Raw genomic sequence first — 12644 nt, forward strand, 5'->3', positions numbered from 1 at the left:
GTCGAACACGCGCGTGCACGACAGAAAGTCCGTAATCGGCATCATCTGTCCTTGCTACCGCCTACGTCACGCTCCTACTTCAACGTGCAAAGCTGAGTATTCTATAAGAGCAGTTTTGAGTTCGCTGTCAATCGGAATTACCGACCCGCCCTCTTCCTTACGCTTGTTTCCCGTATTCCGTATTTCACCGCTGGATTCAGACCCCGAAATATTCTCATTCGGGATCTCATCCCCTTTATTGAATTCTTCATAAATTAGCATCGAGTCGGGCTTGTCCCGAATGCGAGGATCAAGGGTTATGTCGTACTTTTCCACAAAATGCCAGAAGATAGGATGGTCAATATGACAGCAGCGAATATCGACATTGACTGTTTCTCCTGCCCTGCTTGCAGTCTTTAATCCAGTAAGGAAGAATGCCCGGGCAAACGGCGTATCAAGCCAACCAAGAAACCGCTGCATGTGGTCAAAGGGGATGAATGGGCGGTCTGGAGAACCCCAGTCACGCTCCTCACGCTCTTCGGAAAGTTTCGAGTCTACTGGGTTGGTTCCTATTGCATTCTTATCCAAGAGTTTTTTGTAGAATTTCGATAGTGTATTTAGATAATCAATAATTGTTCGGTCACCCAAGCTTGGATCCGGGTCAAGATCATAATCGACAAATTTCTCTATATCATCTTCAACAACATCCCTGACACCGGAAACAACGTCAGGAACTGTTTCCGAATTTTTCAAGAATTCGGTAAACCGGGTCAAGATCATTTCCTCTCTGGAAGTGTGGGGTTTTGTTAAATCCTGACTGCCATGATACATCTCAATTGGATGCTCTTTCCACTCCTTCTCTGCTTCTTGCTTGCGCTCTTGGCGTGTCTGGCTATCTGCCTGGTTCTTTGGTGGTGAATTATTCTTTGTCATTTTTGGTCTTGACAAACCCTCCTTCTACAGTACGTTCTGCTTCTCCCTGCTCATTTAGCACTTTAAGGGCAGCTAAAATGGCTTCTCGTTGCTCTTCCTCAGTTCCGAAGACTAATTCACGAAGGTTTGACAGCTCAACAGGGTTTCGTTCACCCTTTTTCGGAAGTTCACGCAGAACGGTTTCTGCAAGGTCATTCTCTATCGTGGCTGGAGAAGATTCAGTCCTACGTGGCTCCTCTGTTTCATTTCCATCTCCAATAAGTTGGGCTAAGGTATCGGCCTGGAATTTGCCTGCACCCCAAAGCCGTCTGCCTGCTCGGATTCGCTCCCTTCCATATCGTGATTGGGTGATCCCCAACTCATCAGCATCTTCTTTCCAGCGTTGAACTTCATCGTCTGGTCCGGTTATAGTGAAGTTTTCCATATTTGAACTATTGTTCTCCTAACGTATAGTACTCAGGTTCTTAGCTTTCAATAGTCAATTTTTATCTCATCCTATTCATATTATATCTAATACAGAGACGGCATGGTCACGCTCTATTTAGTTATTAGCTTTCAATACTTCCGAAACAGAAGAACTATCTCAATCGTCGTACTGTGAGTCTATCACTCCTACTGACAGTCTGTGAAAAGACAGGTTATTTATACAAATAGATCCGCTCTGGGAGTAGACGATCGTGATGACCACTTCGAGCCCAAGATTGGCTACTTTCTGAGATTAGCGCGCGGGCAAAATGAGAACGAACTGCATGCGTACTTATCTGGTGCCGCTCCTGTCGGTTCTGTCGATTCTGTCGTCATACACTGCTCGGTACGAAGGGGCGGATGATATCCCCTCGTAGAATGTCCTACAGCGTGAGTTCCGCGAGCTTAGCGAAGGAGACCACCGAACGAATCTACGATCATATGCTGAAGGTCTAATCCAGTTTGAGAACAATAATCGGGTTCCCGATGCGACTTCGCAGCAAGTCTACCTAACGAGAGGGTCACGAAGGACATCGCGGCACAGAATTCTGTTCAGTGTCCCGGATCAATCGACGTACCCTCGGTCTCGAAGAAATGCGTATCGGTTCTTGTGATTGCCGAGAATCCCTTCGTGAGGGTACTCTTCGGCATACCGGCGTAGGATTTCGGGATCGTCGATGACGACGCCGTGATAGCAATCAAATGATTCTGTTGTCGGATCGACGAGATGCTCACCATCTAGCAGACACCACGCGTGTTCGAAGCCACCGGCGTCGAGGTCACTTATCACTGCGACTCCTTCGACGTATTTGAGTCTGGAGTTATGCTTCCACATCCTCAGTGCATTAGCGAAACACTCCTTTCCGGTTGGGTTAGTGGCCTGAATCGCGTCTGCGATGAGATCCTGATCGTCAGTATCCACGTCGGTAGAGAGAGTTATCGACCGACCAGCAACCGTCGTCTGTTCGATATCACTTTTCGAGACGCCTCGCCCGTGATCTGCAACATACGCGTGCACTGGGGAGTTCGTCTTCGATGTCTCCACGTATCTTGTAGCAGCGTTCATATTCTCACACCAACCACTGGGTCCGCGTCGATGGGATGGCCCTGTTCTCGTTTCCAAACTCGTTCTCTTTCGAATGTCATTCTGTTGTTACACCGGCGGATTCGCCGTGAAGCGACTCACACGTCGCCGCGTGGTGAGCAGGCAAAACCAGCACGCAGGTATAAACCCTCGTGCTCTCAGCAACCAGGTCGAGAAGTCGCCTACACACTGCGTCTCCCGCCGGATTCCGACTTACCCATTCAACGCAACACTCCCACTACTTCACCCCACGATGCAACGAAATCTTCGTAATCCAGAGACGGTCTCATCCGCCACGAAAAGCCGCCTGCCTGCAAGCCGACGCGGGCGCACTCGCAGCAACATTCAACGCGTCCAACGCCGCGGATGGGGTGCAGTCGGGGATGTTCATCGATCCCAACCGAAACGCGCAGGGAGGACCGAAAAGACACGCCGATTGAGAGCAGACAGGAGCAACTCAGCAAGAAACGTCTTAATCGCCACCTCGCCGCTGAAGACGGTCATTTATGCGACTCCATACTTGTCTTTCAGCACCGCGTATTCTTGAGCAATCGGCAAGGGAGTCCCCCGCCTCCATCTCATCGGTGGCATCGATGCCTTCCTCTATAAGACGATACATCGGGGGTATCATCGAGCCCAGACAGTACCAGGTTGTGGTTTCGGTGAGTGTTTCCTGTTCGATTCGTTCCTGCTCGATGAACCGTCTCGCGCGCGGCTGGCACCAGGTGCCAGTTCTGGCACCTAGTGCCAGTATATTACCGAAATTAAACGAAGACGGTACTACTCGTTAACGACAAGCCATGCTGGAAACGATCGCGTCTACATATTCTCGCCGATGAACCGGTAGATGCACTCATAGACAATCGATTTGCAGCAGATGACCTTGTGGAATAGGATCGGTGACCGACCCGGGTGATCTCCGCTGGTTCATCGATTTTCGATGAAATATGTGGCGACTGGCGCGCCCGTAGCAGGCTGACTTAAAGGACCTCATCAAGAACTGCGTAATAATCCCGACGGAGACCGGGCCCGTTGGTTAGACTGCAATGCAACGAGCGTTCCAACGTATAGAATTGATCGGGGCTGCAAGCCCCAAACAGGGCGATCCCGTCCAGTTCCACCAGGACGCGCTGTCGTGTCGTCCGGTTTTGAATCCGTTCCCCACAAGCGTGGCACCAGGTGCCAGATCTGGCACCATGTGCCAACGGGTTACTGAACTTGGAGAAGTACAGCACAATTCGATGCCGACGGCCCGGGGAGAACATGACTGATCCTGGCCGAAAGAATTTGCGACTGACCGAGGACGTATGCGAACGGATTGAGGAAGTCGCAGATCAGCGCGGTCTCGCTCAGAATGAGTTAGTAATTGAGATCATCGAAAATACGCTCGGGGTTGACGAAGGTAGCGGGGCCTATCTTCGACGCCGCAGCGAAACCCTGGCTGAGAGTGAGTCACAGCTCCGTGATGAGATTCAGACACTCGTCGCAGAGTTACAAGACGTTCGACAACAACACCGTGAGGTTACGGAGCGATTGCAGCGGATTGAGGAGAAGCGCCGGGGCCTCACTGAGATATTCGACGCCATACTGAACGATATGGAGGAGAACCCTAACAAGACGATTCAAGCCTACAAGAGCCACATTGAGGACGCAATTCGCGTGAAGCATGATTCCGGGCCATCTGAGACAAAGCGTGATGATATTGTCGCAGACATCCGGGCGCGAGCGTCTGCGCATGATGATATTAGTGTTGCTCCGGAGCGTCTGAGGCGTGGCGTTAGAGGCACACAGCAATCGACCGATACTGGAGCCAGCAGTCAAAAACACGAGTTGAAGAGCGCACAGAAGCGCGACGGAGGTGGTACAGATGCCCGATAACCCGATAGATCAGACTGTGTCTGCGAAGATTGCAGACTTCCTTGAGGAGGCGTATCAGGCCGAGATTGAGACCCTCATCGAACAGTGGGCGGACGGATACCGGTCGCTGGTCATTGACTGCGGCCATGTCGCACGCTTCAATCACGATCTCGCAGATGACATCGTGCAGTTTCCGAATCGGATACGGGATCACTTCGTTGACGCCCTACACAGGTTAGACGCAACCGATCCGATCGACAGGGAGGACTTGTCCAGCGGGGTCACGGTACGGTTCACGAACGTCGCAAACCAGCGCGAGGTAGGTTGTTATCGACCGGAAGATACGGGGACGGCAATGACAGTCGTCGGTCAACTTGCCCAGATAAGCGCTGTCAAGCCAGTGTTGCTCAATGGGTCGTTTGTCTGCCAACGGTGCGGTACTATAACGCAGGTCTCACAACCAAAACAGAATGACCGTCTGACAGAACCTCACGAATGTCAGGGCTGTGAACGTCAAGGGCCATTCAGGTTAGATTATGAGACCTCGGAATTCCGCGACCGGCAATTGGTGCGGATCAAGACTCCCCCTGAGGATGCTACTGATGGCGAAAGCCAAATTACTGCGGTAGTGAACGGCGAGTTGGCTGGCGAGTATACGGGCGATGTCGGGTCGCGTGCAGCGGTCACTGGCGTCCTCACGTTTGATGGGTCCGATCCTGATTCAACGGAGTATCCCTATCGCTTGGATGCGGAAGACATAGAGCTGCGTGATGGGACCGGTGACAAGGATGTGAGCGATGAGGAACTCGCAGTGCTTACGGAGTCAGAGACGCCGGTTGAAGACCTGACTGCGTCACTGTTACCGGGGATTGAGGAAACCGACAAGTTCGAGCTTATCAAAGAGGCGCTCGTGCTTCAGTTGGTTGGCGGGCCGCGATCGGACCACGAGAATGGGGCACGCATTCGTGGTGATTGGCATATGTTGCTCCTCGGTGATCCCGGGACAGCGAAGTCGGAGACGATTGACGAAGCGCATCATCTGGCCCCACGGTCACAATTAGTCGGTGAACGCGCCACGGCCGCCGGATTAACCGCCTCGGCAGTCAAAGATGACTTCGGAGGGTCACAGTGGTCGATCAAGGCAGGGACATTGGTTCGTGCGAACGACGGGCTCTGTGGCATTGACGAAATCGATAAAATCAGTGATGACGCTGTCGAGGCACTGCATAGCCCGATGGAACGGCAGCGAGTGGATGCATCGTTAGCCGATCAGGAAGTCTCATTACCTGCCTATACGGCGATTATAGCAGCGGGTAACCCAAAATTCGGACGGTTCGACGAATACGAACCGATTCCTGACCAGATCGATTTCAACGAGGCGCTGTTGTCTCGATTCGATCTCATCTTCTTGCTGAAAGACACTGTTGACGCTGAACACGATGCTGCGGTCGGTGAGGCTATTACAAATAGTTACTTCGGGGCGTTAGAGAAGGAAGCAACCGGAGAAACCAGCCGCGATCAGGCAGAGAGAAACATCCCGTCACGCATAATCCGGGAGTACATCTCGCGTGCGCGAGAGCTTGTCCCGACCGTCGAAGACGAGCGTGTAGAGCAGAAAACAGTCGAAGCCTATACCCACTTCCGTCAGCAGGGCGACGACAACGGGAATCCGAATGCTGTGCCGGTAACGGCACGGAAGCAAGAAGGAATCCTCCGTCTGGCTGCCTCGTCAGCACGTGCTCGATTATCTGAGACGATCAAGGTTGAGGACGTTGAACGGGCAGTGAAACTAATCCGACAGTCACTGGAAGACGTTGGTATCGACCCGGAAACTGGAGAATTTGATGCCGATCTCATAGAGACCGGGAACTCGATGAGTCAACACGAACGAATGAAATCCATTAAGCAGGTTATTGAGGGGCTCAATAACGGTCGCGTTGGCAGCGGTTCGACTGTCGAAGAAATCGCTGCAGAACTAAATGTTTCTGTTGAAAAAGTAAAGAAGACCCTGGAGAAGTTATCACAGCAGGGGGAGGTATATAGTCCTCAGACAGATCACTACAGAACAACGTGATAGGCTAAGTGACTGAGTCAACAGTTTAGCGTTAGACGTAGCGGATTATCTCCAATCACTCCAACAGTGGGTTGTGTGTTATTCACCAATCCCATCAGCATGAAACTAGTTGTTGTGCGAGATCTTCGCAGAAACACACATTCGATCGATATTATTTCGCTTCTGTTTCTAAGACATGTCAACTGTATCGCCTTCAAAATCGTTGTAGTCCTTTAGATCTTTCTTAGCCGCCTGATGACGCGCAGAAATACGCTCGTGGATTTGACGTTGAATCATTGCCTGCAGGAAGAAGGCAACATCGTCATGATTTCCGTGGTCACCGGGTGATTGATTGTTAATTTCTCTCAATCGTTCAGTCTCTAGCTCTGCCCGGACGTCGTCATCGTCAGGAAATTCAAATAGATAGGCGTTCGAAGCCACAGTGACGATATCTGGTGGCTCTTCCTGTGGATTTGTGTATTCAGACTTTCCTCTTTCGACACCTGAGGTTAATGCATTCCGGAAGGCAAGGAATCGCTCCACAGAGGTTTCTTTGGGGCCGGCAGCAATATGATTCGGATCTGTTGTTAGATCGCTTAGGCCCTTGTACAGGAACTCAATAACAGCTGCTGACTCGTCTACTCCATGAGAGTCGGATTCATCTGACAAGCGCTCAAAAATTTTCTGGCGATCCGCATCCGATAACTCGCTAGCCAGTAGCTCAAAGTCAAGTAACGCCTGGAATACTCGATCTCTGATGGTCTTCCGCTTATTGGAATCAGACTGCTTACTGTTGTACTCTTTCTCTCCGCGAAGCCATTTCTTATCTGATGTGGTGAGAATTCCTCGGCCCATAATATGGAGTTCCAGGTGTGCTCATTTATACCCCCAACTTATTCTTCTATGACGGCAGCCACCTCTCTAAGTCCGAGATTTTGACCAGTCTGAGAACCCGACCCGTGACATCCACCAATACATCTGCGACAACCAGCCAGAGGCTTGGACTGTCAGTACTACCTGTTGCCTGCGAGCGTGGTCTCGTATGCTGTCGGAGAGATTTCTGGAATCCGTTACTTGAATACGGGCGGCTACAACTCACGTGGGTCAGCTCCAAACCACTCTGAAGGATTTGATAAAATAGTCACTCCTCCCTGTACACGGGCAGTACCCTGCTATGACAGTGAAGGACTGCTGTAACACATCGGTACTCGGCTTGCGCTACTGCACCTCCATTGAGTCGAAGTGGCGATAGTGTCGGTGAAAACCAGTTCAGCTAAAAAAGTGTTCCAACTATCTCGTTACCGTTACTTTGGTCTTCATCTGAGGAGTTTCTTGCTCAAATGATCCCTCAAACTCAGCCTTGTTTTCAATCTGTTTCAGTGGATCATATACGAAAATGAGAAGAGTGTCAATATTCGTATCAAGGCGGTACTGTTCCTTATCCTCAGATAATTCCTTCCGAAGTGATTTTTCTCTGCGAGTGGGGGAAGCCCGCTTAACCTCAATACCGATGGTCTCATCCTGTATTAAAAAGTCGATTCGAGGATCAACGGAGCTGTGCCGCTCGGTATGAGGTTCCCTCCGAACATCATCAAAATACAGTTTGAGGAGAGCATGAAGAAGATACTGAACATCGGCTTCGTCATCTATCGTAAGCGGTTCTCTGTCTCCTCTCCGTTCTCGAAGTGGGATAGAAATTTCGCCAAATCGGTTAAAAATCTGCTCTATTTGATAGACTGATGGCCTCTCAGATGAAATGGGGCCCTCTTCTTCGAAATAGTCTGTCTTACCGGAATATTCGATGGTGAAGAAGTCATAGAATGTCTGATAGAGCTTCGTGACATTCTGAATGTCCTGAGGAACACCGTGATCAACTACTTCTGAGGAGGGGATTGACACATCCACCCACTCTGATTTAGAGTCGTTCCAGTAAACAAATTCGACAAACTGCTTACTGACTGAGATTGTAACTTCTGTGAATTCGATTTCATGAGATCTCGAACGTCCGTATGATTCGGACTCCTCATAGGTATGAAGTCCATCAACATCGTCCATTTCAAGCTTTACCGTAGGGTGCGATTCCGATTCAATCCATTCCTCAAGTAACTGAACGATATCCAAGACCTGAGCAGCAGACAAACCGGATAACGTTAGATCACAGCTCTGCTGAGTTTTAAAGGAAGTCCCTGATTTGATTGCTTCCTTGTAGGAGATACTGAGTTCAATACCACTGTCTCGCTCGGATATTCGTAGTACAGTGGAGATATTTTTATCGCTATCAGGGGCTTTCTTACTCTGGAAAGACGAGAATCCGTTATGCATAGATTGTGTCTCTATTCGCCGTGATATTCGCGTACATTTCTCTCGATTCGCTCCTCCGAGTAATCGCAGGCGTAGTCATGTACATCGTCCATCACATGGTCATTGAACAAAGTTTTTCATCCGTTCAATGTCGTCGCGGATATACTGTTCGGCCTCATCCGCAAATCGTTTCACCCCGATTTCCCTTTCATGATCGTCCTGCCACTCTTGAAGCGTTTCCAGTTCTCGTTCTTTCCGCCCTTCCATATCTGCACTCGCAAACGCTATACTGGCCGTTGGATCCGTTGAGATGGCGGCCAAAATGCAGTTCTTAATTGATTCTGCGTCCCGAATATCGCCCACACCGTCCTCCATGATCGCTAGGTAAAGATCTGCAATAGGCTCCGTCATAGCAAACTGCCTGCAGTACTGGATGACACGCACCAATTGCTCGTCGGAGCAGCCCGAGATTTCAGAGATTAGATGGTCGGCAATGTCCCGGGTTGGGAAGACTGCAGACAGATCATTGAATAGAAGCGGATGGTACCCATCCGTATCCAGAATTAGGTTGATGAGCTGTTCAACTGCCTGATCGTACTCATCCGCGGTTCGCATGCGTTCAGTATCGATATCGAGATGTGGCGGGAGTAGAGCCGTGCCAGCGTACTCGTTTTCACACCGCTTGAGACAGAACTCGACGAATCGGTCGGGATACCGGGCGGCTGTTTCGGCTACTGCCAGCGAAACGTCATGCGATTCATTGCTGAGGTTACCCTGCTCTTCTGCATAGGCGAGAACCGCGAACAGGATATCATCCTCAACGGCCTGTACCTGTTCGTCGTCGTGCAAGGGGAGCGGCAGCAACAGATTATCGACGGCCTGTGTCGTTAGCGTCCGGGCGTTCTCAAATAACCGTAGAATGACCGACTGTATCCAATCCTGGTTGTCATCCCACTGACCATGTACAACACGCGCCACATTACTTACGAACTCCGGATCGTATGGCGCGTTTTCGTCAAGCAGCGTTTCGATTTGCTCCACAACAAACACATGATCGTCGGAATCGATCGCTCTCAAACCAGCACAAGTCAACTCAATCTGCCCCTCAGCAATAAACTCAGTGACGAGTCCCTTCCCGGATTCAGGTTGTGCAACACAGACACCGAAGACGATGTTCGGAAGGTATCCCATGATGCTCGGCTCAGGGTTCTTGATGAGATTGATTCCAGTCTCCGGGTGTTCTTCGCCAAGGAGTTGGAAGAACCGGGTGAAGGATTGGTTCGGAATAGATTCGACAATCTCCACAACCTCCTCCATGTCCCTCGTAACGTCCTCGCGTTCCCGAAGGAACTCTCGGATCTCCTCGTCTCGTTCCTCTAATCCACGACCCACCGTCTTCGGATTCATTTTATTCATCAACTGATAGCCGCTGTGTTCATCGAGCAAAGAACGGAGTCGCTCTACCTGTTCTTCAATGCCGAGGGCCCCCTTATGATCAGGAGCATCAAGCTTACTCAACGTCTGGATACATTGTAGGTCACCGTCGTCCGCTACGAAGTCGATTGCGAATTCGTAGATCCGATCGAGTTCTTCCTCGTTATAAACCACGTCGTGAGCGTAGTAGTACTCCGTCTGTGACTGGTAAAACCCGGTCAGACTATCGACGACCTCCCGCTGTAGGTCGGCGTCATCCTCTGCTTCGACCACGTCAATCAGAAGGTCAATAACCGCTAACCGGAGATTCTGCCGGTCCTCGGTAATTCGGATTGGTCCGGTCCTGGTACGCATCGTGGACCGATCGACAGGATCTAATGAGAAATCGTGAATCCGGACATTCGACACCACTCCAACCACGTCGATAAGTTCCCGTTTCAAGCCCGATGCTAATTCACGGTTGAGCAAATATGGCCGCAACGCTTCGACCACCTGCTTCTGTGCGGCGGGTGAGGCCTGTAGTCCAGGTTCAAGTTCCTGTCGTAATTTCTGGATTGCATCGTCAGCGACTGCACCCTGATCGGAAAACGTATTGGCTATCTCGATCAGTCGTTCTGTTGCCGCCTTGGGTTCCCGCAGCAATGCACGATGGAGTATCGAATTAGCTGCCAGACACAGATTTCCTACGGGACTCGGTGCCTTAACAATCACACGCGAGAGACCGTCATCCTCGTCTAAGTCAGAAGCCTCATCCGGAACTGCAGCGTCAACGAGGTCGATTCCGTAGACTGGTTTGGCTGAGCCAAGAAAGGAATAATCACGAAGCAGGTTGACACGCCGGGAGACACTATACTCTTCCATCTGATCCCGATGTTCAGCAAGAATTTCTTCGACAATCCTCCCTGCACCGCGCCAACCATATCGATGGTTCACAGCAAGTAGTGTACTGGCCTGTTCGTCCTCGGTGAACTGACCGAACCGATCGTATACCTCAGCTTTGAAATCTCGTGCCGACCCGTCAAAGAACGTGTCAAATACGAGGTACTCTCGGAGAACGTCTGGTTGAATTTCAAGGAACTGACCCCGTTCATATACGAGACCCTGCGTCTCCGTCAGGAGATTGCGGTATCGTGCCTCTACGTCCGAACTAAGATCAAGTGCGTTCCGGAACGCGTCCATGAAGTCATCATCAGACGTATCCAATCGCCCAACTGCGGCAAGGTATTCAACATAGCTTTCAATTTTTTGCGGATCGCCGAACTGCCGGTCAGCGGCCGCATCCTTGAGCGGGGCAATGGCATCCATGAACACGCTGTTATGGATATCCTCGCTCTCTGCGATTGGGTCATCCACAAGGTCGTCCTCACTGGCGAGCGCATCGGCAACAAGATGAGCAATTTGCGGCCGACCCTCACTGATGTGCGCAATCCAATCAAGAGTGGTCGGTGCAGTAATGTCGTAGGAATCTCGGATGAAGTCCTTCAAATCCTCTGTGTTAATCGGCCGGAGTTCCTGCTGACTATAACTTAGCGAAAACCTCCCTGCATTCTCCTGTAGGTGCTCGACGAAATACGGCCGTTCGGTGAACACCAGCTTGACTTGATCACGATGTTTATCAGCGAGATCAAACATCCGATCGACTTGGTCCGTGTCACGCGCATCGTCTACGAACAACATAACACCATCTTCCTGTTCAAGATCAAGCTCACTAAGACCCTCGTCAATATTTCCGGCGAGGAGATCCGTCGTGTAGACCTGCCAGTCCGGATGTGAAGTCTGAACTCGAAGACTGCCCTCAACGACGAGCCGGGTCTTTCCGATGCCAGTGGGACCGGTGACGATCAACACGTTCCGGTCAGATTCCACAAACTGGATGAACGCTGCAATCTCGTCGTGTCGCCCGTAGAATGGTAGATCGTACCGCTCATTAGGATGATCGCCCTGCAATTGCAGATCATAGTAATTCTCGACTGATTGGAACACCTCGTAGCCCTTATTCTCAGCCGACTCGCGCACCTGCCCCTTGATCTCCTGGATCCCTAGAAGAACATCTTCTTGGCCCTCATCTAGTTCTGTCGCAAGGTCATGAATCCGTTGCGTGTGGTTTGTCAGTATCTTGTTTCCAATCGCTGGATCCGCACTAACCTCCTGTTCAAGCAAATCAAGGAACTCCTCAATCAGTTCCTCCGTCGATACATCAGCGTTGATTTCATCGGCGTTAATCGCATCGGCGATTTCCTCAGCCGTTATCGGATCAGCACCTGCATCAAACTCTTGGACAGCCTCCTCTATTTCTGCTTTTGTGAATACATCGAGGAAGGCATCTACATCCAGTCCTTTGTGGCGATCCTCAAGCCGATTCCCGGCGTTATCGATAGCGTCGGCCATAAATTTCGCCTTCTTTCCTTTTGACTTGAGGTAATTCACCGCTTGGCCAGCAAGGAGACTTGCTGAAATAGAGACAGGGTCAACCATAGTTGGATATTCGAGGGTTATGAGAAAAAGTTGGTGAACCCCTATAATTCATCCTCTCTCACG

General features: G+C 50.7%; 8 protein-coding genes and 1 pseudogene. 3 read left to right on the top strand and 6 right to left on the bottom strand.

Going from position 1 to position 12644, the window contains the following annotated elements; genetic code table 11:
• Positions 1 to 66: 66 nt before the first annotated feature.
• The 3 genes from OB916_RS13525 to OB916_RS13535 form a co-directional block, all read right to left on the bottom strand.
• Positions 67 to 912 (bottom strand): hypothetical protein, encoded by an 846-nt coding sequence (locus OB916_RS13525; RefSeq protein WP_315909825.1) that lies wholly within the window; start codon positions 910 to 912, stop codon positions 67 to 69.
• Positions 899 to 1336, bottom strand: coding sequence for a hypothetical protein (locus tag OB916_RS13530; RefSeq protein ID WP_315909826.1), 438 nt, complete (start codon positions 1334 to 1336; stop codon positions 899 to 901). The genes OB916_RS13525 and OB916_RS13530 overlap by 14 nt, the downstream gene beginning before the upstream one ends.
• Positions 1337 to 1942: 606 nt before the next feature.
• Positions 1943 to 2443 (bottom strand): hypothetical protein, encoded by a 501-nt coding sequence (locus OB916_RS13535; RefSeq protein WP_315909827.1) that lies wholly within the window; start codon positions 2441 to 2443, stop codon positions 1943 to 1945.
• 1281 nt (positions 2444 to 3724) lie between these two features.
• On the opposite strand from OB916_RS13535, the gene OB916_RS13540 reads away from it, so the two are divergent.
• Together OB916_RS13540 and OB916_RS13545 are read left to right on the top strand one after the other, a co-directional pair.
• The gene (locus OB916_RS13540) at positions 3725 to 4339 is read left to right on the top strand and encodes a hypothetical protein (protein ID WP_315909828.1); all 615 of its coding nucleotides are present in this window, start codon (positions 3725 to 3727) and stop codon (positions 4337 to 4339) included.
• Positions 4329 to 6392 carry a minichromosome maintenance protein MCM gene (locus tag OB916_RS13545; RefSeq protein WP_315909829.1) on the top strand — a complete coding sequence of 688 codons (2064 nt, stop codon included), beginning with the start codon at positions 4329 to 4331 and terminating at the stop codon, positions 6390 to 6392. The genes OB916_RS13540 and OB916_RS13545 overlap by 11 nt, the downstream gene beginning before the upstream one ends.
• A 168-nt stretch (positions 6393 to 6560) precedes the next feature.
• Here OB916_RS13545 and OB916_RS13550 read toward each other — a convergent pair whose 3' ends face one another.
• Positions 6561 to 7226, bottom strand: coding sequence for a hypothetical protein (locus OB916_RS13550; RefSeq protein WP_315909830.1), 666 nt, complete (start codon positions 7224 to 7226; stop codon positions 6561 to 6563).
• A 310-nt stretch (positions 7227 to 7536) separates the two neighbouring features.
• Here OB916_RS13550 and OB916_RS17115 point away from each other — a divergent pair.
• Positions 7537 to 7623 (top strand): annotated as a pseudogene (locus OB916_RS17115) (DUF7386 family protein); the annotation flags it as partial.
• A gap of 38 nt (positions 7624 to 7661) precedes the next feature.
• Here the strand turns inward: OB916_RS17115 and OB916_RS13555 are convergent.
• Together OB916_RS13555 and OB916_RS13560 are read right to left on the bottom strand one after the other, a co-directional pair.
• Entirely contained in the window at positions 7662 to 8693 is a 1032-nt protein-coding gene (locus OB916_RS13555; protein WP_315909831.1) for a PD-(D/E)XK nuclease domain-containing protein, read from the bottom strand.
• A gap of 99 nt (positions 8694 to 8792) precedes the next feature.
• Positions 8793 to 12581, bottom strand: a complete 3789-nt coding sequence (locus OB916_RS13560; protein ID WP_315909832.1) for a hypothetical protein — start codon at positions 12579 to 12581, stop codon at positions 8793 to 8795.
• Positions 12582 to 12644 lie beyond the last annotated feature (63 nt).

Source organism: Halapricum hydrolyticum, from assembly GCF_025517535.1.
Taxonomy (GTDB): domain Archaea; phylum Halobacteriota; class Halobacteria; order Halobacteriales; family Haloarculaceae; genus Halapricum; species Halapricum hydrolyticum.